This is a genomic window from Kitasatospora sp. MBT63, from assembly GCF_000710465.2.
Lineage (GTDB): Bacteria > Actinomycetota > Actinomycetes > Streptomycetales > Streptomycetaceae > Kitasatospora.
Genome location: NZ_JAIZ01000779.1, coordinates 21,000 through 42,007, shown reverse-complemented (window position 1 = coordinate 42,007; position 21,008 = coordinate 21,000). Strand labels below are relative to the sequence as shown.

Sequence of the window (21,008 nt, the reverse complement as noted above, 5' to 3'; positions counted from 1 at the left end):
AGATAGCCGAGTGCGCCGACCGGCTGCAGCGGCTGACCGGCTCGATCGGCCGCTGGTTCCGGCCGTCGGCCGCGCAGTACGCCAGCCGGACGGTCCGCGACCAGGCCCGGCTGGTCGGCTACGAGCACTGCCTGTCCTTCGACATCGACCCCCGCGACTACACCGACCCGGGCAGCGACACGGTGCAGAAGCGGGTGGTGAACGCCGTCGGCAACGGCTCGGTGGTCGCCCTGCACCTGGGCCACCGGGGTACCGCCGACGCGATGCCCGGGATCCTGGCGGGGCTGGCCGGGCGGGGCCTGACCGCGGTGACCGCCAGCGAGCTGTGCGCCTGACCGGTGAACCCCGGCGGGCGGCCCGGGACCGCTCAGCCGAGCGGGTCCCCCTCGCCGTACGGGCGCAGCCGCAGCGTCCTGGCGTCGGCCGCCCTGATCTCCTCCGCCCGGGAGACCAGCTGCTCGAGGTTGTCCCGGCCCGCGTGGATGAACCGGCCGTGCAGCGCGTCGAAGCGGCCCCGTGCGGCGTCCACCGTGACGGCGACCATGTACGGGATCGAGCCCCACTCCTTCATGCCCGCGAACATCGGCATCCCGGCCGTCATGTCGGTGGCCACCGCCCCCGGGCTGATGTCCAGCACCACCACCCCGTGCGCGGCCAGCGAGTCGGCGATGTTGTCGGACAGCTGCAGCAGGGCGCCCTTCGAGGTGGCGTACGCCGTGTAGCGGCCGTCCGGGCGCAGGGCGAAGCCCGAGTTGAGGTTGACCACCCGGCCGCGGCCGCGGCCCACCATCCCGGGCAGCACGCTGCGCAGCAGGTTGTACGGGCCGCGCAGGTTGGTCTCCACCACCTGCCACCACTCGGCGGGGTCGGTCTCCCAGAGCGGCACCTCCTGGCGGTCCACCGTCCCGGCGTTGTTGACCAGCAGGTCCAGCGGGCCGAGGTCGCGCTCCACCGCCCGGACCGCCTCCCGGACGGCCCCGGGCCGGGTCACGTCGGCGGTGACGGCGACCCCGCGGGCGCCGTGCCGGGCGCACACCTTGAGGGTGTCGATCAGTGATTCGTGGGTCCGGCCGACCAGCCCGACGGACATCCCCTCGGCGGCGAGGCCGACCGCGATCTCCCGCCCGATGCCCCGGCCCGCCCCGGTGACCAGTGCGACCTGGCCCGTCAGTGATCCCGTCGCCATCCTCTGCCTCCTCGGTCGTCCGCATTGTCACCCCGCGCGCCCGCCCGCCGCCGGAGCACACGGGTGACCCGGAGCACGTCAGCCGATCGGCGCAGCCCGCGCGGCACGGCCCGGTGAGGCCGCCGGCGCCGGACGGGAGCGCCCGGAGGTGAACCGGCGTTAAGCGGGGTAGTACCGTCGTCCGGGCGGGGTTCCGGGCCACGACGTCCGGTGCACCGTCCGCAGAGCACCCGGCCGGGCACCCCCGGCACCATGTGAAGGGCAACTGAGTGAGTGACATCGCGCGCGTCGGAGTGATCGGCTGCGGCCTGATGGGGTCGGGCATCGCGGAGGTCTTCGCCCGCTCCGGCCTCGACGTCCTGGTCTCCGAGGCCAGCGGCGAGGCCCTGGAGTTCGGCCGCACCCGGCTGACCAACTCGCTGCAGACCGCGGTCAAGCGCGGCAAGCTGACGGAGGAGCAGCGGGACGAGGCGCTCGCCCGGCTCTCCTTCACCACCGACCTGGCGGACTTCGCCGACCGCGACCTGGTGGTCGAGGCGGTCGCGGAGCGTGAGGACATCAAGGTCCAGATCTTCCAGACGCTGGACCACGTGGTGGAGCGCCGTGACGCGATCCTGGCCTCCAACACCTCCTCCATCCCGATCGTGAAGCTGGCCGCCGCCACCTCCCGCCCGGAACAGGTCATCGGCCTGCACTTCTTCAACCCGGCGCCGGTGCAGAAGCTGGTCGAGGTCATCCCGACGCTGACCACCTCCGCCGAGACCACCGCCCGGATCGAGGCCTTCGCGGTCGACGTGCTCGGCAAGGAGCCGATCCGCGCCCGCGACCGGGCCGGTTTCGTGGTCAACGCCCTGCTGGTGCCGTACCTGCTGTCGGCGGTCCGGATGTTCGAGACCGGGGTGGCCACCGCGGCCGACATCGACAAGGGCATGGAGGCCGGCTGCGCCCACCCGATGGGCCCGCTGCGGCTGTGCGACCTGATCGGCCTGGACACCATCGTCTCGATCGCCGAGTCGATGTACGAGGAGTACAAGGAGCCGCTGTACGCCGCTCCCCCGCTGCTCTCCCGGATGGTCGACGCCGGTCTGCTGGGCCGCAAGTCCGGCCGCGGCTTCTACGACTACACCGCCTCCGCCTGATCCGCCCCGCCGCCGCCCCCGTCCTCCCCACGGAGGCCGGGGGCGGCGGCGTGTCCCCGGGTCGACCCGGCCGGTGGGCGGTGGGAGGCTCGTAGGTGGGCCTGGATCACCGGCTGGAGGTGGCGGCGATGGCGATCGTGCTGGTCACGGGCGGGACGGGGCATCTGGGGCGGGAGCTGGTGGAGCGGCTGCGCCCGGCGTACCGGGTGCGGGTGCTCGCGAGGTCGCCGGGGAGCGGGGGCGAGGTCGACTGGGTGCGCGGGGACCTGGCCACCGGCGCGGGGGTGGCCCAGGCGGTCGCCGGGGTGTCCGCCGTGGTGCACGCGGCGACCTGCTCGCCGGCCGCGCGGCGCGGCTACCTGCGCCCGGCGGACCTGTGGCGCAGTCCGCTCGAGGTGGACGTGGACGGCACCCGGCTGCTGCTGGAGGCGGCGGCCCGCTCGGGGGTGGACCACTTCGCGTACATCTCGATCGTGGGGGTGGACCGGCCGCGCGGGCCGTACCTGCGGTTGAAGCTCACCGCCGAGGAACTGGTCCGGGAGTCGGGGGTGCCGTTCTCGATCCTGCGGGCGACGCAGTTCCACTGGCTGCTGGACCGGATGCTCGGGAAGGCGGCCCGGCTGCCGGTGCTGCCGCTGCCGACCCGGGTGCCGGTGCAGCCGGTGGACCCGGCGGACTTCGCCGGGTACGTGGCCGAGTGCCTGGCCGACGGGCCGGGCGGGCGGCGCGAGGACTTCGCCGGGCCCGAGGTGCTGACCCTGGGGACCCTGGTGGACCAGTGGCAGTGGGCGCGCGGGCGGCCCCGGAAGGTGATCGGCCTGTACGCGCCGGCACCGCTGATGCGGGCGGCGTACACGATGACCGCGCCGTACGGGCGGCGCGGGACGACCACCTGGGCCGACTGGCTGGGCAGGCGCGGCGGCCGGTGACGCCCGAGGGGCCGGACACGGTGACGGGACCCGAGAGCGGTATCCGGCTCCCGGGCCCCTGAGGTGCCACCCACTTGCTCGCGCCGGCACGTTTAAGAGCTGCGGATCATTTTGACAGTGTCGTGTTCTGCCTTTGAACTACCGTGCCACGAGAGGCACAGGCGGGACTTGAACCCGCATCCGACCCTTTGGTCCGCACTCGGTCGATCCGGCGCGCGGCGGCGAATACTGAGACTGGAGCGAGAGTCTGAATTTCAGGGGGCTGCCTCTACCCTTTGGGCCACCCCGGCACGTGGTGCCGGGGGGAGGACTCGAACCTCCACCGTTACCCCGTCGTCAGCTTCAACATCAGTGTCAGCTTGCGCTGTTGCCAGCGCACCCCTTCGCTCGCACGAGGGGCGATCAGAAGGCTACCCGAACAGGTAGCCGAAGACGGCGTCGCCGGTCCGCCGGTCGGTGATCTCGGCGCCGTTGGCCTCCTCGCGGGCGAACTGCACGGCCTGCTGCAGCTTCTCGACCCGCTCGACCAGCTCGTTGACCCGCCGGGCCGGGAGCGCGCCGGAGAACTTGACGGTGGTCCAGTACCCGACCGGGATGTCCTCGTAGTACACCTCGACCTGGGCGGGGTGCTTCTCGGTCGCCTCGGCCTTGACGTGGTTGCGCGGCACCTTCTTGGTGCGGATGGTGCGGACCGCGTCGGTCTTCCAGGCGTCGGTGGACGGGTCGGGGCTCCAGGCCTCCGAGGCGTCCAGCACCGGCAGCTTGCGGACGAAGGTGTAGAGGTCGGTGAGCTGCTTCTCCAGGAAGAGCAGGTAGGTCACCGGCACGTCCTTGAGCAGCGGCCGGCCGTCCACCACCACGTCGGCGCGGGCCTCCTGGTTGGCCCAGTCCTTGGTGGCGGTCACGTCGAACAGCCGGGTGAGCGAGGTGGCGGTGGCGCGCAGGATGTCCTCGGCCTTCACCTGGACCCGGGTCGACTCGGGCGGCAGCTGCTCGCCCTCCTCGTCCTTGGGCTGGTAGGTGCGGGAGATGCCGGCCAGCAGGGCCGGCTTCTGCAGGCCGTGATGGGCCTGGGTGAGCTCCTGGAAGGACTTGGACTTGACGCCCTTTTCGACCGCGATGATCTGGTTGAGTTTCGCCACGTCGCAGAAGCTACCAGCACCCTGACGTACTGTCGTGCGAATAAGTGGAACCGGCCCGGCCGGCGCGGTGGTTCCCCGCGCCGGCCGGACCGGCCGGTCCGGGGTCAGCTGTTGATGCTGTACGGGTCGCCGTAGACCTTCCACTTCAGCGGCGGGTTGAGGTCGAAGTTCTTGGCGTTGAGGAATACCAGCTGCTCGGTGTCGACCCGGCTGGTGTCCGCGTGCGCCTCCTCCTTCTTCATGACCACCTTGCGGGCGTCGAGGAACGCCTTGAGGTAGGCGGTCTCGTCGCCGCCCTGGGCGGGGGTCTTGGCCTTCTTCATCGCGGCCTTGCGGATGCCGCCGAAGCTGTCGGAGTCGGTGCCGGGCCCGTGCATGACGATGGCGTCGTAGTAGATGAACTGGCCGAGCGCGCGCAGCCCGTCGGACTTGGCCTGGCTGACGGCCGGGTTGAAGTAGACCCGGTCGCGCTCGTCGTTCTGCGCCTTCTGGAACACGGTGTCCTTGGCGGCGTTCGCCCAGTCCTTCTCGAACGCGGAGCCGAGGCCGGAGTGCGACTCGCTGCCGTTGACCTTCCGCAGGGCAGGCAGGTACTTGGCGAGGACGTTGCCCGGCTTGAGGTCGGTGTAGTGCTCGACCAGGTCGAGCATGTCGCCGGTGCCGGAGCAGAAGCCGATGATGCCGGCCGTGTAGCCGCGGCCGTCGCCGATGTCCTCGATGTACTTGTACTGGGCCTTCCAGTCGAGCGAGGAGTTCTCCGCGCTGGACACCAGTTGCATGGCGATGTCCTTCTTGTGCGCGTCGTCCAGGCCCACGGCCGCCACCGAGACCACCGAGGTCTCGGCGTGTCCGACGCCGGCGGTGGCGACGGTCAGGGGAACGGCGGCGAGGACGATCGCCAGGGCGGTACGGGCGGTGCGGTGCTGCAGTGCCATGTGACGCTCCGTCTGCCGACTGCGGGCATGGGGGTACCCGCAGTTCACGTTAGGAAACTTTCCTAACTGATTGAAGCGCCTCCGCTCCCCGGGCCGCAACCCCCGCGCACCACCGACCAGTTGGCCCGAATCCCGGCCCCACCGCGGCCCGCGACGCCCGCACCCCCTCCCACCTGCGCCGACAATGTCCGCGTCAAGACCGGCGCGACGCCGGGCCGCACCGAAAAAGACGCGGACCCGGGGAGGACGCGGAACGGCCCCGGCCCCGGAGTGTGGACTCCGGGGCCGGGGCCGTTCGCGTCTGCCTACCGCCGCGCTCAGACCCCGCGCAGCACCGCGCCGGTCCGCTCGCCGGCCACCGCCACCGCGTTCGCGCGCGCGGCCGAGGCCTCGTCCGCGGTCAGCGTGCGGTCGCCGGCCCGGAAACGCAGCGAGTACGCCAGCGACTTCTTGCCCTCGCCCGCCTGCTCGCCGGTGAACACGTCGAACAGCCGGATCGCCTCCAGCAGGGCACCGGCGCCGTCCCGCAGCGCCGCCTCGACCTCGGCCGCCGGGACGGCCGCGTCGACGATCAGCGCGACGTCCTGGGTGGCCACCGGGTACGAGGACACCGCCGGACCGCTGACCCGCTGCCCGCCCCCGGCGAACAGCAGGTCCACGTCGATCTCCATCGCCGCGGTGCGCTCCGGCAGGTGCAGCGCCTTGGTCACCCGCGGGTGCAGCTCACCGGCGTGGCCCACCACCCGGTCGCCGACCAGCAGTTCGGCGCACCGGCCCGGGTGCCACGGGGCCCGCTGGGCCTGGCGGACGGTCAGCTCGACGTTGGCCGCGCGGGCCACCGTACGGGCCGCCTCGACCGCGTCCGCCCAGCCCGCCTGCGCGCCCTTGCCCCACCAGCCGGACGGCAGCCGCTCACCGGCCAGCGCGACGGCGATCCGCCGCGGCTGGTCGGGCAGGGCCGCGTCCAGCTCGGCCAGCTCGGCGTCGCTCGGACGGCGGTCGACGGGCAGCCGCGGGGCCACCTTGAGCTCCGCCTTGGGCAGGAACACCGTGCCGGTCTCGAAGACCGCCAGGTCGGTGTTGCCGCGCCCCAGGTTGCGCCGCACCGCGCCGAGCAGCCCCGGCAGCAGCGTGGTGCGCAGGCCCGGCTCCTCGTCGTTGAGCGGGTTGACCAGCTTGACCGTGCGGCGGCGGTCGTCGTCCGGCTCCAGGCCGAGGGCGTCCAGCGCGGCCTCGCCGACGAACGGGTAGTTGTTCACCTCGACGAACCCGGCCCCGGCCAGCGCCACCCCGGCCCGGCGGTGGAACCGCTGCGCCTCGGTCAGGCCGCGGCCCGGCGGGACGGTGGGCATCCGGGCGGGGACGTTGTCGTACCCCTCCAGCCGGATGACCTCCTCGGCGAGGTCGTACGGGTCGGTCAGGTCGGGCCGCCAGGTCGGCGGGGTGACCTCCAGGATGTCGGTGCCCACCACGGTGCAGCCGATCTCCTGCAGCCGCCGGGTGACGGTCTCGCGGCCGTACCCGGTGCCCGCGACCCGGTCCGGCAGGTCCGCGTCGATGGCGATGGTGCGCAGCGGGTGCGGGGCGGCGATGTCGGTGACCCCGGCCTCCGCGGTACCGCCGGCGATCAGCACCAGCAGGTCCACCGCGCGCTGGGCGGCGGCGCGGGCGGCCTCCGGGTCGACACCGCGCTCGAAGCGCTTGGACGCCTCGGAGGGCAGCTTGTGGCGCTTGGCGGAGCGGGCGATCGCGACCGGCTCGAAGTGCGCGGCCTCGATGATCACGTCGGTGGAGCCGGTGACCTGGCCGGTCTCCGGGTCGACCACCGGCTCGAGGATCTCGGTGGTGGCGCCGCCCATGACCCCGGCCAGGCCGATCGGCCCGGAGTTGTCGCAGATCAGCAGGTCCTCGGTGGACAGCTTGCGCTTCACGCCGTCCAGGGTGGTGAGGGTCTCCCCCGCGGCCGCCCGGCGGACCTGGATCGGGCCGTCGACCCGGTTGCGGTCGTAGGCGTGCAGCGGCTGGCCGACCTCCAGCATCACGTAGTTGGTGATGTCGACGGTCAGCGAGATCGGGCGGATGCCCGACTTCTGCAGCCGGCGCTGCAGCCAGATCGGCGACTGCGCCGAGGGGTCGACGCCGGTCACGGTGCGGGCCACGAAACGGTCGCAGCCGGCCGGGTCGGCGACCTTCACCAGGTAGCCGTACGAGTTGGCCGGGGGCACGTCCAGCAGCGCCGGGTCGGCCAGCGGCAGCCCGTACGCGGCGGCGGCCTCGCGGGCCACCCCGCGCATGGAGAGGCAGTAGCCGCGGTCCGGGGTGACCGCGATGTCCAGCACCTCGTCGACCAGCTGCAGCAGCTCGATCGCGTCGGTGCCGGGCTCGTGGTGCGGCTCCAGCACGATGATGCCGTTGTGGTCGTCGCCCATCCCGAGCTCGCGGGCGGAGCAGATCATGCCGGCCGAGGTGTGGCCGTAGGTCTGCCGCGCGGCGATCGGGAACGGACCGGGCAGCACCGCGCCCGGCAGCACCACGACCACCTTGTCGCCGACGGCGAAGTTGGTCGCACCGCAGACGATCTCCTGCGGCTCGCCGGTGCCGTTGGCGGCACCCACGTTGACGAAGCAGTGCCGGATCGGCTTCTTGAAGCCGGACAGCTCCTCGATGGAGAGCACCTCGCCGACCACCAGCGGGCCCTTGAGATCGGCGCCGAGCTGCTCGACGGTCTCGACCTCCAGACCGGCCCGGACCAGGCGGGCCGCGACGTCACGGCCGGTCTCACCCGCCGGAAGGTCGACGTACTCGCGCAGCCAGGAAAGCGGGACGCGCATCAGATCTCCATCCCGAACGGGAGGGTGAAGCGGACGTCACCCTCGACCATGTCGCGCATGTCGGCGACGTTGTGGCGGTTCATCAGGATTCGCTCCAGGCCGAGGCCGAAGGCGAACCCGCTGTAGCGGCTCGGGTCGACGCCGCAGGCGACCAGCACCCGCGGGTTGACCACGCCGCAGCCGCCGAGCTCGATCCAGCCCTCGGAGGAGCAGGTGCGGCAGGGGCGGTCCGGGTTGCCGACGCTCTCGCCCCGGCAGACGAAGCACTGCAGGTCGATCTCGGCGCTCGGCTCGGTGAACGGGAAGTACGAGGGCCGCCAGCGCAGCTGCAGGCCGTCGCCGATCAGCTTGGACACCAGCAGCTCGATGGTGCCCTTGAGGTCGGCGAAGGTGATGCCCTCGTCCACCGCGAGGCCCTCGACCTGACGGAAGACCGGGGTGTGGGTGGCGTCCAGCTCGTCGGTCCGGTAGACCCGGCCGGGGCAGACCACGTAGATGGGGGGCTCGCGGTCGAGCATGGTGCGGGCCTGGACCGGGGAGGTCTGGGTGCGCAGCACGACGCCGGAGTCCGGGGTGCCGTCCGGGGCCTGGACGAAGAAGGTGTCCTGCATCGAGCGGGCCGGGTGGTCCTGGTCCAGGTTGAGGGCGTCGAAGTTGAGCCACTCCGCCTCGACCTCGGGGCCCTCGGCGACCTCGTAGCCCATGGCCACGAAGGTGTCCTCGATCCGCTCGGCCAGGGTGGTCAGCGGGTGCCGGGCGCCGCGCGGGGCGCGGTCGTACGGCAGCGTGACGTCGACCGCCTCCTCGACCAGCACGCGGGCGTCCCGCTCCGCCTCCAGCTCGGCCTGACGCTTCGCCAGCGCCTGGTTGACGGCGCCGCGGGCCTGGCCGATCAGCTTGCCCGCCGCGGCCTTCGCGTGCGGCGGCAGCGCGCCGATCTCGCGGTTGGCCAGCGACAGCGGGGAGCGGTCGCCGGTGTGGGCGACCTTGGCGGCCTTCAGCTCGTCGAGGCTGCCGGCCGCGGCGAACGCCGCGACGGCCTCGTCCCGGGCCTGCTCCACCACCTCGGGCTTGAGTGCCTCGACCTCTACCGGGTCGTACGACTTATTGGGTGCCGACATCTCTATCTTTCCCGTGCTCCTGCTGGTGAAGGGTTCTGGTGGAACAGCTCGCCCCTGCGTCACGCCCGGCGTGGCCTGGTCGCGGGCAGCCGGTCCCGGTGACGGGAGGAGGGGTGTCCGCGGCTCGGCCGCGCAGGGCGTACCACAACGCCAAAGGTCGAGTGTAGTCGTAGCGCGCGCAGGGCCGGCCGCAGGTCCGCGGGGCCCCCGCACGGCGGAGCCCGCCGGGCCGGTCGCTCCAGGGGCTCTCAGAGCATGAAGTCCGGCACTCCGGCGGGCAGGATAAATCGGAACTGGGCGCCGCCGCCGGGGGCGCGGCTGATCCGGATGGTGCCGCCGTGGGCCTCGACGATGCCCTTGACGATGTAGAGGCCGAGTCCGGTGCCGCCGCGCTTGGAGCCGCGCCAGAAGCGGGTGAAGACGCGCGGCATCGACTCCTCGGGGATGCCGCTGCCTTCGTCGCTCACGGTGACCGCTGTTCCTTCCAGGACCCGGGGCGGGGTGCCCGGGGGCTCCCAGCCGGCCGCCTCGACCACTTCCTTGGCGGGCGCCACCTCGATGGTGACAGTGCCCTCGCCGTGCCGCACCGCATTTTCCAGCAGGTTGGCCAGCACCTGGTCGACCTTGTCCGGGTCGGCCCACAGCGGCCCGGCCGGTTCGCCGACCCGGATGTCGAAGCGCTCCGCCGGGATCCCGGCGGCGATCTTGCCGGCCACGTGCCGGCGGACCGCGGCCGGCAGGTCGACCACCTGCTTGCGGACCTCCAGGCGCCCGGCGTCGATCCGGGAGATGTCCAGCAGCTCGGCGATCAGCCGGGTGACCCGGTCGGCGTCGGCGTCGACGGTCTCCAGCATCACCCGCTTCTGCCCGTCGTTGAACCGCTCCCACTTGGCCAGCAGCGTCGCGGTGAAGCCCTTGACGCTGGTCAGCGGGGAGCGCAGCTCGTGCGCGACGGTGGCGATCAGTTCGGCGTGGCTGCGCTCGGTCCGCCGGCGCGCCTCGGTGCCGCGCAGCGACACCACCACCTGCCGCACCGGCCCGCAGGGGCGGTCCCGGACGTACCGGGCGCAGGCCAGCACCTCGCGGCCGCCGGGCAGCAGCAGGTTGCGCTCCGGCTGGCCGGTGCGGACCGCGAGACCGCCGTACGGGTCGGTCAGCTGCCACCAGCGCCGGCCGTCGAGGTCCTCCAGCGGCAGGGCCTGCTCCAGCGGGGCGCCGAGCGCCGCGGCCTGCGAGCGGCCGGTGATCCGGGCGGCGGCGGCGTTGAAGACGGTCACCAGGCCGCGGGCGTCGGCGACCACCAGCCCGTCCGGCAGATCGTCCGGGTCGAGCCGTGCACCGCTGCCCACCATGGGTGTCCCTCCCGCTTACCCAGCGTGTTGCCGCCCCGAGCAGACCCTAGCGCCCCTACCCCCGTACGCGACAGCCTCCGGGCGAGCGCTGCGCCCGGGCCGAGGCGTAGAGGCAGACGGCGGCGGCCGTGGCGAGGTTGAGGCTCTCGGCGTGTCCGTGGATGGGTACGCGCACCACCTCGTCGGCCAGTGCGCGGGTCTCCTCCGGCAGGCCCCAGGCCTCGTTGCCGAAGACCCAGGCGCCGGGCGCGCCCAGGGTGCCCTCGTCGAGCTCCTGGTCCAGGTCCCGCTCCCCCGCGCCGTCCGCGGCCAGCACCCGCACGCCGGCCTCGCGCAGCCGGGCGACGGCCTCCTCGATCGGCACACCGGTGGCGAACGGCAGGTGGAACAGGCTGCCGACGGAGGCCCGGACGGCCTTCGGGTTGTACAGGTCGACCGAGGCGTCGGTGAGGATCACGGCGTCCGCGCCGGCCGCGTCGGCGGTGCGCAGCACGGTGCCGGCGTTGCCGGGGTCACGGACGTGCGCGAGCACGGCGACCAGCTGCGGGCGGGCGGCCAGCACCTGCTCGAAGGGCGTGTCGATGAAGCGGCAGAGCGCGACGATGCCCTGCGGGGTCACGGTGTCGCAGATCTCGGCGATCACCTCGTCGGTCGCGGTGAGCACCGGCAGTCCGGCGGCCAGCGCCGCCTCGACGATCTCCGCGTGGCGCTCGGCGGCGTCCACGGTGAGGTAGATCTCCACCACGGCGTGCTCGGCCGAGCCCGGCAGCCGCCCGAACGCCACCGCCTCCCGGACGGCCTGCGGGCCCTCGGCCAGGAAACGGCGCTCCTTGCTGCGCTGGTTGCGCTTGGCGAGCCGGCGGGCGGCGGCCACCCGCGGGGAGCGCAGGGAGGTGAGCAGGGGGGTGTCGGTGCTCTGCATGCTCTCGTTCTCTGGGTAGGGCCGGTGGCTCCGGGAGGCCGGGGGGCCGCGCCAACGAATCGGACCCGCAGGCCCTGGGGCCTGCGGGTCCGGACAGCTCAGCTGTGATCCGCTCGGGATCAGGCAGCGGCGACCTTCGGCGCGTTCACGTCGGCCGGCAGCGCCTTCTGGGCGACCTCGACGAGCACGGCGAACGCACCGGCGTCGTGCACGGCCAGCTCGGCCAGCATCTTGCGGTCGATCTCGACGCCGGCGGCCTTCAGGCCCTGCACGAAGCGGTTGTAGGTGATGCCGTTGGCACGGGCCGCAGCGTTGATGCGCTGGATCCAGAGCTGGCGGAAGTCGCCCTTGCGCTTCTTGCGGTCGTTGAAGTTGTAGACGAGCGAGTGGGTGACCTGCTCCTTGGCCTTGCGGTACAGGCGCGACCGCTGGCCGCGGTAACCGCTGGCCCGCTCGAGGATGACCCGGCGCTTCTTGTGGGCGTTCACTGCCCGCTTGACGCGTGCCACTTGATTACTCCTAGGTTTGGACCGCGGACTGCTTCACGCGGTCCGTCATTCGATTGGGTCGGGAAGGATCAGCCGGTCCCGCGGCGGTGCCGCGGGCGAGCGATCACTTGCCCAGAAGCTTCTTGATCTTCTTGGCGTCGGCCGGGGCCAGCTCGACGGTGCCGGCCAGCTTGCGGGTCAGCGTCGAGGGCTTGTGCTCCAGCAGGTGGCGACGGCCGGCACGCTCGCGCAGCACCTTCCCGGAGCCGCTGATCTTGAAGCGCTTGCTGGCGCCGCTGTGCGTCTTTTGCTTCGGCATGTCGCCGTCTCTCCTCATCGTCCGCCCTCGGCCCGCACACTGCTGTGCGGGCCCCGGGCACAGGCCCCTCCCCACCCAGGTGTCGGGTCAGGAGGGCGGTTCGTCGGTCACCGGGGCGGATGCCCCGGTGCCTGGTGGCCGGTCGCTCGGACGAGCCGTGAGCCCTGGGGCTCAGGCGTCCTGCGCGGTCTCGGCCGGCTGCTCGACCTCGGCGGCCGGGGCCTCCGCGGTCTCGTCGCCCTCGACGTCCTCGGCCTGGTCGAGGGCCTCGTCGGCCTCGATGTCCTCGGTGTCGTCGGCGGCCGAACCGGGGGTCCGGCCCTGGCGCTCGGCCTTGCGGGCGTCCGCGATCGCACGGGCCTCGGCCATGGCCTCGGTCTTCTTCTTGTGCGGGCCGAGAACCATGATCATGTTTCGGCCGTCCTGCTTCGCCGAGGACTCGACGAAGCCCAGGTCCTGGACGTCGTCCGCGAGCCGCTGCAGCAGTCGGAAGCCCAGCTCGGGGCGGGACTGCTCACGACCGCGGAACATGATCGTGATCTTGACCTTGTCGCCCTGCTTGAGGAACCGGACGACGTGACCCTTCTTGGTGTCGTAGTCGTGCGGGTCGATCTTCGGCCGGAGCTTCATCTCCTTGATGACCGTGTGCGCCTGGTTCTTGCGCGCCTCACGGGCCTTCATGGCCGACTCGTACTTGAACTTGCCGTAGTCCATGAGCTTGCAGACCGGCGGCCGCGCGGTGGCGGCAACCTCGACCAGGTCGAGGTCGTACTCCTGGGCAAGCTCCAGCGCCTTCGCGAGCGGGACGATGCCGACCTGCTCGCCGCTGGGACCGACGAGTCGCACCTCGGGGACGCGGATCCGGTCGTTGATGCGGGGCTCGGTGCTGATGGGGCCTCCTCGGTTGCACCTTTTTTCGATGCGGCCGTCGGACGGCGGTCGCACGTAGTGGCTTCGACCACTGGGCGGGGCTTCATTCATGCTGCGCTGCGAACAGCACCGCAAGCACGAAAAAAGCCCCGCACGGTTGCACGCGGGGCTCCACACAATCCTGGGCGCCGGATGAGGGCGCCGCTGGCGACCTGCGGCCCTGACGGGCGCCTGTCGCGGACCGTACCCGTCGACCGTGAGGACGAAGCGGGTGGGAGACTGGCTCGGCGGCCCTGACGGACCTCCGGGGTGGAGCCTCCACTTGCTGGCCACGAACCCATGCGGGAACCTGGCCGGTCAGTCTCGAAGCATACAGCCTTTCCCCGGCCACCGGTATTCCGGCCCCGCCGGGCCCCACCGCCCACCTGCGGCGGCGCACCGGCTGGGTACGCTCGCTGTGTACCCAACCCGGCACGACGGAGTGAGCCCACCTTGACCAGCCAGCCGCACGAGCACGACGACGACCAGGCGATCGGCTTCGACGACCTGACCCGCGACATCGCGGAGGTGCCGGCCGTCGAGGTGATCACCACCGTGGCGGTCCACCTGATGAGCGCCGCCGCCGTGAAGTGCGGACTCGCCGAGGGCGGCGAGAAGGACAAGGACCTGGACGAGGCCCGCAAGCTGATCACCGCACTGGCCGGCCTGGTCACCGCCGGTGCGCCGGAGATCAGCAACTTCCACGCCGCCCCGCTGCGGGACGGCCTGCGCTCGCTCCAGCTGGCCTTCCGCGAGGCCTCGCTGGTCCCGGACGCCCCCGGCGCCGGCCCCGGCGAGAAGTTCACCGGGCCCGTCTACTCCTGAGCGCCGCCGCTCCCGTACGCCGATGCCCCCGGAGTCCGCTCCGGGGGCATCGGCGTGTCAGGCGCCGGTGGACACCGGACCGCGCCCGCGGGCGCCGGGTCAGCGGCGGTGGAGGGCGTCGGCGGGCAGCGCGGTGGTGGCCGGCACCAGTGCCAGCTGCAGACCGCGGTCCAGCCTGACCCGGAGCACCGGGTCCCCGGTCAGCGCCCGGGCCAGCCGCTCGACCGTCTCCCGGACCTCCGCCTCGGCAGTCCCCTCCGCCAGGGTCACCGCCACCGTGCCGTCCACTCCCTCGCCGGGCAGCAGATGGCCGGCCACGACGGCCGGTTCGGCCGCGAGCACCCCGCGCACCGCCTCGCGCACCTGCGGATCGGCGACCGGCGGCAGGTAGTGCCGGTTCTCCGCCACCGCGCGCAGCCGGGCGCCGGTCAGCTGGAACGGGACCGGCCCGGCCGGGTCGAGCAGCAGGGTGTCGGCCCGCTCGGAGTACGCCACCATGGCAGCCTGCGGGGCGGCCACCGGCGCCGGCCGGGCGTCGGCGCGCCAGCGGGCCATGCTCGCCAGCGAGGTGAAGGCCGGCAGCGCCCGGCGGCCGTCCGCCGCCTCGACCACCGGGACGGCCATGTCGCTGGTCTTCTCGTGCCGCAGGCCGTCGGGGCCGGTCTCCACCTCACCGAGCAGCGCCACGATCGGCACCATCAGCCGGCTCGCGGTCAGGGCGTCCAGCAGCTCGCCCTCCGCCGCGCGATCCTCGGCCCAGGCCGCCAGGGCCGCGGCGAGGCGGGGGTCGGCGGTGCCGTCGTCGTCCGCGAACCCGGGGTTCGGAATGTTCTTGCGCTCCACCCCGTGAGGGTATGCCACCCGGCCGCGATATCCGGGACGGGACCCTACCCAGCGGTAGCGCCGTGTGGCAGTCTGCGGCCATGGCCAACCTCCGCCCCGCCCCGGGTACCGCCGCCGACCGGGCCCGCTACGACCGGGCCACCGCGCACCTCGACGCGCCACTGGCCGTGGTCGACCTGGACGCGTTCGACGCCAACGCCGCCGACCTGGTCCGGCGGGCCGCCGGCAAGCCGGTCCGGGTGGCCAGCAAGTCGGTGCGCTGCCGGGCACTGCTGGAACGGGTGCTGGGGATGGACGGGTTCGCCGGGATCATGAGCTTCACCCTGGCCGAGTCGCTCTGGCTGGCCCGCTCCGGCTTCGACGACGTCCTGCTGGCCTACCCGTCCGCCGACCGCTCCGGCTACGCCGAGCTGACCGCCGACCCCAAACTGGCCGCCGCCGTCACCGTCCTGATCGACGACCCGGCCCAGCTGGACCTGGTGGACCGGGCCCGCGAGGGCACCGAGACCGTCCGGGTCTGCCTGGAGCTGGACACCTCGCTCCACCTGCTCGGCGGCCGGGTCCGGGTCGGCGCCCGGCGGGCACCGCTGCGGACCCCCGAGGAGCTCGGCGCGTTCGCCGAACTGGTGCACAACCGACCGGGGTTCAGGGTGGTCGGCCTGATGGCGTACGAGGGCCACATCGCCGGCGTCGGCGACCGGGTGGCCGGCCGGCCGCTGCGCTCGCGGGCCGTACAGCTGATGCAGGCGAAGGCCCGTACCGAACTGGCCGTCCGGCGGGCCGCGGTGGTGCGGCGGCTGCGCGAGGTCGCGGACCTGGAGTTCGTGAACGGCGGCGGCACCGGCAGCGTGGAGAGCACGGTGGCCGAGCGCGCGGTGACCGAGGTCGCCGCCGGGTCCGGCCTGTACGTGCCCCGGCTGTTCGACAACTACCGCTCGTTCCACGGCCGTCCGGCCGCCCTGTTCGCCCAGCCGGTGGTCCGGCGGCCGGGGGTCGGGGTGGTCACCGTGCTCGGCGGCGGGTACCCCGCGTCCGGCGCGGCCGGGCCGGACCGCTCGCCGGAGCCGTACCTGCCCGCCGGGCTGCGCTACGACCCGCAGGAGGGCGCGGGCGAGGTGCAGACCCCGCTGCTCGGCCCGGCCGCCGACGACCTGCTGATCGGCGACCGGGTCTGGTTCCGGCACGCCAAGGCCGGCGAACTGTGCGAGCGCTTCGCCGAGTTGCACCTGATCGAGGGCGACCGGGTGGTCGACACCGTGCCCACCTACCGGGGCGAGGGGAAAACGTACCTCTGACCGTCACCGGTCCGGTCTAGGCTGACGGTCAGTCGGACGGTGACACCGAGAGGGGGCCGCCATGGAGGCGGAGATCGTCGCACTGGCCACGTCAGGGGCGAGCACGCTGGTCGGGTTGATGGTGACCGAGCTGTGGACGGAGGCGCGCGGGCGGTTCGCGTCGCTGTTCGGGCGGCGCAGCGAGGCGGTCGGCGAGGAGCTGGAGGAGGTCCGCCGCGAGCTGCTGTGCGCCGATGACCAGGCGGCCGCGGCCGTCGGCGCCGAGGCGGAGTGGGAGGCCCGGCTGCGCCGCGCCCTCGCGGCCGACCCGGAGGCCGCCGCCCAGCTGCGGGCACTGCTCGACGAGCTCGCGCCGCACCAGGAGCCGGCGCCGGCGCCCGGCTCGGTGCACAACAGCATCACCGGCCGTGGGGTATACAACGAGCCGGTGATCCAGGCCGGCTACGTCCAGGGCGACGTCAACGGCCGCGTCACCGGCCGCTGACCCCACGCGCGACGGTCCCCGGCGCCGGGCACCGGGGACCGTCGGCAGGGTGGGCCCGCTCAGGTGCGGGTGCCGCCCGGGGCGCCGCCGAGGGCGGGGCCGTCGTACGTGGTGATCCCGGCGACGATGGTGTCCATCACCTTCACGTCGGGCGCCTTGGGGTCGATGTCGAAGCCCAGGTGGACGGTGGCCAGCTGCTTGCCGTCCGCGGTCGGGAAGACCACGGTCTCGACGTAGCCGTCGTTGCCCTGCGCCGCGTCGACCTTCCAGCGGACCAGGTAGCCGCTGTGCCCGGCCACCGTGACCGGCTCCGACTTCAGCTCCTCGTGCGACTTGACGTCGTTGTAGGACTCCTTGGCCGCCGCCGCGATGTCCGCGAGCGCCGCCTGCTTGGCGTCGGTGCCGTCGACCTTGCCGGTGACCGCCCCGCCGAGGGAGCAGTCGCTCTTGCCGTCGGCGCAGGTGTACGAGCCGATGGTGAGCGCGGCGTAGCCCTTGTCGGTGGTGCCGCCGTCCCAGCCGTCGGGTACCGGCAGGCTGATCCGGTTGACCGCGTCGACGGCCGGTCCGCCGCCGCCCGGGCCACCGTTGCCGCCGCGGCCGCCCTGGCCGTTGCCCTGGCCGCCCTTGCCCTGGCCGTTCTGGCCGCCCGGGCCGTTGCCGCCCTTACCGCCGGGGCCGCCGCCGCCCGGGCCGCGCATGCTGTCCGAACCCGGGCGCTGGCCCGGCCGGTCCACGGCGCTGCTGTGGCCGGAGCGGCCGTCCATCACCAGGTAGGTCACCCCGGAACCCACCGCCAGGCCGATCAGCGCGGCCACCGAGGTGGCCAGCAGGACCGCCTTGCCGGGGCCGGTCCTGGGCTTGCGCGGGGCCGCGTCGGCCGGCGGCAGCTCGGGGAAGCGGACCGTCGGGTCGGCACCCAGCACCTGGCCTTCGAGCACCCGCCCGTCGTCACTCCCGGTTGCGTCGGCGACCGTGCCGGGCCGGGTCTCGGCGGTCCATCCATGGCCGTCCCACCAGCGCTCGGGCCGCGGGTCGCCGGTCGGGTCCTTCGGGTCCGGGTACCACCCGGCGGGAATCTGCTCGCTCACCCCAGAGAATCTAAGGGCCCGCGGATAAGCACGGAATCAGCGGGAGCTGAGATTGGCGCTCCCCCGATGAGATTCGGATGAGAAAGACACACCGCTCACCCGGATCGCCCCAGCGGCCGCATCGCGCCCCACGAGACGGCAGAATTCCCGGCATGACCCACGGCATCGCCCAACGGCCCGTCATCGGCATCAGCACCTACCGCACCACGGCCGCCTGGGGCCGCTTCGACCGCCGGCTCGCGGTCATGCTGCCCGAGCGCTACCCGGCCCTGGTCCGGGACTCCGGCGGCGTCGCCGTCCTGCTCCCGCCGGACGCCCCCGAACACGCGCCCGCCGCGCTGGCCCGGCTGGACGGCCTGGTGATCGCCGGCGGCGAGGACGTCGACCCGCTCCTCTACCACGAGCCCGCCCACCCCCGGACCGAGGCCGACGCACCCGAGCGGGACGCCTGGGAGGCAGCGCTGCTGCGCGCCGCGCTGGCCGGCGGCGTCCCGGTGCTGGGGATCTGCCGGGGGATGCAGCTGCTGAACGTGGTCCGGGGCGGCTCGCTGATCCAGCACCTGCCCGATGTGGTCCACCACGAGGGCCACGCGGGCGGCGAGGGCAGCTACGGGCGGCACGCCGTCCGCGCGCTCGCGGGCACCGGGCTGGGCGGGGTGCTCGGGACGGAGAGCGTGGTGGTGCCGACCTCGCACCACCAGGCGGTGGACCGGCTCGGCGAAGGGCTGACGGTCTGCGCCCGGGCCGAGGACGGCACCGTCGAGGCGGTGGAGGACACCGCCGGCGGCGCCTTCGTGCTCGGCGTGCAGTGGCACCCCGAGCAGGGCGAGGACCTGCGGGTGATGCAGGCGCTGGTGGGTGCCGCCGCGGCCGCCCGTGCCCCCGAACTGCAGCCGGTCGGCTGACCGCCGGGACCGCCCCGGCCGCCGCCCCGCCCGCCGCGCGGACGGGCCGCCACTCGGCCGCTCGGCGGCCCCGCGGTAGCCCGTCCGGCGGGAACGACAACGGTCACCAGTGCAGGCTTTGGATCTTCCTCCGATCTGGGGTTCACTTCGTGGACGGGCAGTTGCGCCCGGCGACCGGAGCGTGCGGGAGAGGATCTCGATGGGCGGCCACGACCACCAGGGACACGACCACCAGACGCACGACCCGGGCGGTTCGGACCACAGCGGGCACGGCCACAGCGCGCACGACCACGGCGGGCACGGCGGGCACTCGCACGCGGTGGCCGCCGACGCCGACCGCCGCTGGCTGCTCAGCGCACTCGCGCTGATCGTGGTCTTCATGGCCGGCGAGGTGGTGGTCGGCTTCGCCGCCCAGTCGCTGGCCCTGATCTCCGACGCCGCCCACATGCTCACCGACGCGGCCTCCATTGTGCTGGCCCTGGTCGCCATGCGGCTCGCCGCCCGGCCCGCCCGCGGCGGCTACACCTACGGGCTCAAGCGGGCCGAGATCCTCTCCGCCCAGGCCAACGGCGTCACGCTGCTGGTGCTGTCCGCCTGGCTCGGCTACGAGGCCGTCCAGCGCCTGATCCACCCGCCCGCGGTGGAGGGCGCGCTGGTGCTGGTCACCGCGCTGGTCGGGATCGTCGTCAACATCGCCGCGACCTGGTGCATGTCCAAGGCCAACCGCAGCTCGCTCAACGTCGAGGGCGCCTTCCAGCACGTACTGACCGACCTGTACGCCTTCATCGCCACCGCGGTGGCCGGCGCCATCGTGCTCACCACCGGATTCGAGCAGGCCGACGCCATCGCCTCGCTGATCGTGGTGGCACTGATGCTCAGGGCCGGCGTCGGCCTGGTCCGGGACTCCGGACGGATCTTCCTGGAGGCCGCCCCCGCCGGCATCGACCCCGACGTGGTCGCCGACCGGATGGTCGCCTCCCCCATGGTCGAGGAGATCCACGACCTGCACATCTGGGAGATCACCTCCGGGCAGCCCGCCCTGTCCGCACACATCCTGGTCACCCCCGGCGGCGACTGCCACGCCGTCCGCCGCACGCTGCAGCGGCGGCTGCGCGAGGAGTACCGGATCAGCCACAGCACCCTCCAGGTCGACCACGTCGGCGAGGACGACGCCCAGGGGCTGCTGCAGATCACCGGCCCGGGCACCGAACCGTGGGAACACTGCGCCGACGCCCACGGCCCCGTCCACCGCGCCGGACCGCACGAGCACTGACCGACGCGTGGTCCGCCGGACCGACGGAACGTCAGCGTGGTGCGGCATGATCTGAGGGTGACCGCACCCCGCCTGATGCTGCTCGACACCGCCAGCCTCTACTTCCGCGCCTACTTCGGCGTGCCGGAGTCCATGAAGTCACCCGACGGGCAGCCGGTGAACGCCGTCCGCGGCCTGCTCGACTTCATCGCCCGCCTGGTCCAGGACCACCGGCCCGACCAGCTGGTCGCCTGCATGGACGCCGACTGGCGCCCGCAGTGGCGGGTCGACCTGATCCCCTCGTACAAGACCCACCGGCTCGCCGCCGAGCCCGCCGAGGACGGCGAGGAGGAGATCCCGGACACCCTCTCCCCCCAGGTCCCGGTCATCGAACAGGTCCTGGACGCGCTCGGCATCGCCCGGGTCGGCTCGCCCGGCTACGAGGCGGACGACGTGATCGGCACGCTCACCGCGCGGGCCGCCGGGCCGGTCCAGATCGTCACCGGCGACCGGGACCTGTTCCAGCTGGTCGACGACGCGCGGCGGGTCACCGTGCTCTACCCCGTGAAGGGGGTCGGGCAGCTGCAGGTCACCGACGACCGGCTGCTGCGGGAGAAGTACGGCGTCGACGGCGCCTCCTACGCCGACCTGGCGGCCCTGCGCGGGGACGCCAGCGACGGGCTGCCGGGGGTCAAGGGCATCGGCGAGAAGACCGCCGCCCAACTGCTGCACATGTACGGCGATCTGGGCGGGATCCGGGCAGCCGCACTCGACCCCGACTCCAAGCTGACCCCGGCCCGGCGCAAGAACCTCCTGGACGGATCGGGCTACCTCGACGTCGCCCCCACCGTGGTCCGGGTCGCCACCGACTGCCCGCTCCCCGCCTACGACCCGGCCCTGCCGGCCGAACCGCTCGACCCGATGACCCTCGAGGACCTCTCCACCCGCTGGAACCTGGGGAGTTCGCTGGAACGCGTGCTCGCCGCACTGGCCCTGCCGCCCGCCGAGGCGTAGATCAGGCGCGCCCCTTGCACGCTGGG

The 21,008-nt window shown here is 73.3% G+C and carries 21 protein-coding genes; 9 read left to right on the top strand and 12 right to left on the bottom strand.

Annotation, left to right across the window (positions count from 1 at the left end; translation table 11 throughout):
• A partial coding sequence (locus AA75_RS50470) for a polysaccharide deacetylase family protein (protein ID WP_199520538.1) occupies positions 1-335 on the top strand: 335 nt, incomplete at its 5' end.
• A gap of 32 nt (positions 336-367) precedes the next feature.
• Here the strand turns inward: AA75_RS50470 and AA75_RS40575 are convergent.
• Positions 368-1,186 (bottom strand): SDR family NAD(P)-dependent oxidoreductase, encoded by an 819-nt coding sequence (locus tag AA75_RS40575; protein WP_033825500.1) that lies wholly within the window; start codon positions 1,184-1,186, stop codon positions 368-370.
• Positions 1,187-1,455: 269 nt separating this feature from the next.
• On the opposite strand from AA75_RS40575, the gene AA75_RS40570 reads away from it, so the two are divergent.
• Together AA75_RS40570 and AA75_RS40565 are read left to right on the top strand one after the other, a co-directional pair.
• Entirely contained in the window at positions 1,456-2,325 is an 870-nt protein-coding gene (locus AA75_RS40570) for a 3-hydroxybutyryl-CoA dehydrogenase (RefSeq protein WP_033825499.1), read from the top strand.
• 95 nt (positions 2,326-2,420) lie between these two features.
• A complete protein-coding gene (locus tag AA75_RS40565) occupies positions 2,421-3,254 on the top strand; it encodes an SDR family oxidoreductase (protein WP_233289412.1) in 834 nt (277 codons plus the stop codon).
• A gap of 410 nt (positions 3,255-3,664) precedes the next feature.
• On the opposite strand, the gene AA75_RS40560 is transcribed toward AA75_RS40565, so the two are convergent.
• From AA75_RS40560 to infC, 9 genes are all read right to left on the bottom strand, one after another.
• Positions 3,665-4,396: a hypothetical protein gene (locus AA75_RS40560; protein WP_033825498.1), complete on the bottom strand. Its 732-nt coding sequence runs from the start codon at positions 4,394-4,396 to the stop codon at positions 3,665-3,667.
• 104 nt (positions 4,397-4,500) lie between these two features.
• On the bottom strand, positions 4,501-5,331 hold the full coding sequence (locus AA75_RS40555) for a chitosanase (RefSeq protein WP_033825497.1): 831 nt from the start codon (positions 5,329-5,331) through the stop codon (positions 4,501-4,503).
• A 317-nt stretch (positions 5,332-5,648) separates the two neighbouring features.
• The gene (pheT, locus tag AA75_RS40550) at positions 5,649-8,162 is read right to left on the bottom strand and encodes a phenylalanine--tRNA ligase subunit beta (protein ID WP_033825496.1); all 2,514 of its coding nucleotides are present in this window, start codon (positions 8,160-8,162) and stop codon (positions 5,649-5,651) included.
• Positions 8,162-9,283, bottom strand: a complete 1,122-nt coding sequence (pheS, locus tag AA75_RS40545) for a phenylalanine--tRNA ligase subunit alpha (RefSeq protein WP_033825495.1) — start codon at positions 9,281-9,283, stop codon at positions 8,162-8,164. Before pheS ends, pheT begins: the two co-directional genes overlap by 1 nt.
• Positions 9,284-9,531: 248 nt before the next feature.
• Positions 9,532-10,635 (bottom strand): ATP-binding protein, encoded by a 1,104-nt coding sequence (locus AA75_RS40540; RefSeq protein ID WP_033825494.1) that lies wholly within the window; start codon positions 10,633-10,635, stop codon positions 9,532-9,534.
• 55 nt (positions 10,636-10,690) lie between these two features.
• Positions 10,691-11,557 (bottom strand): RNA methyltransferase, encoded by an 867-nt coding sequence (locus AA75_RS40535; RefSeq protein WP_033825493.1) that lies wholly within the window; start codon positions 11,555-11,557, stop codon positions 10,691-10,693.
• A 119-nt stretch (positions 11,558-11,676) separates the two neighbouring features.
• Positions 11,677-12,066: a 50S ribosomal protein L20 gene (gene rplT, locus AA75_RS40530; protein WP_033825492.1), complete on the bottom strand. Its 390-nt coding sequence runs from the start codon at positions 12,064-12,066 to the stop codon at positions 11,677-11,679.
• 103 nt (positions 12,067-12,169) lie between these two features.
• Positions 12,170-12,364, bottom strand: coding sequence for a 50S ribosomal protein L35 (gene rpmI, locus AA75_RS40525; protein ID WP_030055648.1), 195 nt, complete (start codon positions 12,362-12,364; stop codon positions 12,170-12,172).
• Between the two features lie 171 nt (positions 12,365-12,535).
• Positions 12,536-13,285, bottom strand: a complete 750-nt coding sequence (infC, locus tag AA75_RS40520; protein WP_149038667.1) for a translation initiation factor IF-3 — start codon at positions 13,283-13,285, stop codon at positions 12,536-12,538.
• Positions 13,286-13,726: 441 nt separating this feature from the next.
• Here infC and AA75_RS40515 point away from each other — a divergent pair, with 441 nt between their 5' ends.
• Positions 13,727-14,098 carry a DUF1844 domain-containing protein gene (locus AA75_RS40515; protein ID WP_033825490.1) on the top strand — a complete coding sequence of 124 codons (372 nt, stop codon included), beginning with the start codon at positions 13,727-13,729 and terminating at the stop codon, positions 14,096-14,098.
• Between the two features lie 99 nt (positions 14,099-14,197).
• Here AA75_RS40515 and AA75_RS40510 read toward each other — a convergent pair whose 3' ends face one another.
• Positions 14,198-14,941, bottom strand: coding sequence for an SseB family protein (locus tag AA75_RS40510; protein WP_033825489.1), 744 nt, complete (start codon positions 14,939-14,941; stop codon positions 14,198-14,200).
• Between the two features lie 80 nt (positions 14,942-15,021).
• On the opposite strand from AA75_RS40510, the gene AA75_RS40505 reads away from it, so the two are divergent.
• Together AA75_RS40505 and AA75_RS40500 are read left to right on the top strand one after the other, a co-directional pair.
• Positions 15,022-16,236, top strand: a complete 1,215-nt coding sequence (locus tag AA75_RS40505; protein WP_033825488.1) for an amino acid deaminase/aldolase — start codon at positions 15,022-15,024, stop codon at positions 16,234-16,236.
• Positions 16,237-16,297: 61 nt separating this feature from the next.
• Complete coding sequence (locus tag AA75_RS40500; RefSeq protein WP_033825487.1) at positions 16,298-16,720, top strand: hypothetical protein; 423 nt, start codon at positions 16,298-16,300, stop codon at positions 16,718-16,720.
• Between the two features lie 59 nt (positions 16,721-16,779).
• Here the strand turns inward: AA75_RS40500 and AA75_RS40495 are convergent, their stop codons facing one another.
• Complete coding sequence (locus tag AA75_RS40495; protein WP_051814258.1) at positions 16,780-17,811, bottom strand: DUF2510 domain-containing protein; 1,032 nt, start codon at positions 17,809-17,811, stop codon at positions 16,780-16,782.
• A 152-nt stretch (positions 17,812-17,963) separates the two neighbouring features.
• Here AA75_RS40495 and AA75_RS40490 point away from each other — a divergent pair, with 152 nt between their 5' ends.
• The 3 genes from AA75_RS40490 (at position 17,964) to AA75_RS40480 (ending at position 20,982) form a co-directional block, all read left to right on the top strand.
• On the top strand, positions 17,964-18,716 hold the full coding sequence (locus tag AA75_RS40490) for a gamma-glutamyl-gamma-aminobutyrate hydrolase family protein (protein WP_033825486.1): 753 nt from the start codon (positions 17,964-17,966) through the stop codon (positions 18,714-18,716).
• Positions 18,717-18,915: 199 nt separating this feature from the next.
• Entirely contained in the window at positions 18,916-19,989 is a 1,074-nt protein-coding gene (locus AA75_RS40485) for a cation diffusion facilitator family transporter (protein WP_033825485.1), read from the top strand.
• A gap of 75 nt (positions 19,990-20,064) precedes the next feature.
• Entirely contained in the window at positions 20,065-20,982 is a 918-nt protein-coding gene (locus tag AA75_RS40480) for a 5'-3' exonuclease (protein WP_033825512.1), read from the top strand.
• The last annotated feature ends 26 nt before the right edge of the window (positions 20,983-21,008 follow it).

Bases quoted from the DNA above. Each gene is read 5' to 3' on its own strand.
- AA75_RS40575 (WP_033825500.1), bottom strand. From the start codon at position 1,186: ATGGCGACGGGATCACTGACGGGCCAGGTCGCACTGGTCACCGGGGCG.
- AA75_RS40555 (WP_033825497.1), bottom strand. From the start codon at position 5,331: ATGGCACTGCAGCACCGCACCGCCCGTACCGCCCTGGCGATCGTCCTC.
- pheT (WP_033825496.1), bottom strand. From the start codon at position 8,162: ATGCGCGTCCCGCTTTCCTGGCTGCGCGAGTACGTCGACCTTCCGGCG.
- pheS (WP_033825495.1), bottom strand. From the start codon at position 9,283: ATGTCGGCACCCAATAAGTCGTACGACCCGGTAGAGGTCGAGGCACTC.
- AA75_RS40540 (WP_033825494.1), bottom strand. From the start codon at position 10,635: ATGGTGGGCAGCGGTGCACGGCTCGACCCGGACGATCTGCCGGACGGG.
- AA75_RS40535 (WP_033825493.1), bottom strand. From the start codon at position 11,557: ATGCAGAGCACCGACACCCCCCTGCTCACCTCCCTGCGCTCCCCGCGG.
- rpmI (WP_030055648.1), bottom strand. From the start codon at position 12,364: ATGCCGAAGCAAAAGACGCACAGCGGCGCCAGCAAGCGCTTCAAGATC.
- AA75_RS40505 (WP_033825488.1), top strand. From the start codon at position 15,022: ATGGCCAACCTCCGCCCCGCCCCGGGTACCGCCGCCGACCGGGCCCGC.
- AA75_RS40500 (WP_033825487.1), top strand. From the start codon at position 16,298: ATGGAGGCGGAGATCGTCGCACTGGCCACGTCAGGGGCGAGCACGCTG.
- AA75_RS40490 (WP_033825486.1), top strand. From the start codon at position 17,964: ATGACCCACGGCATCGCCCAACGGCCCGTCATCGGCATCAGCACCTAC.
- AA75_RS40485 (WP_033825485.1), top strand. From the start codon at position 18,916: ATGGGCGGCCACGACCACCAGGGACACGACCACCAGACGCACGACCCG.
- AA75_RS40480 (WP_033825512.1), top strand. From the start codon at position 20,065: ATGCTGCTCGACACCGCCAGCCTCTACTTCCGCGCCTACTTCGGCGTG.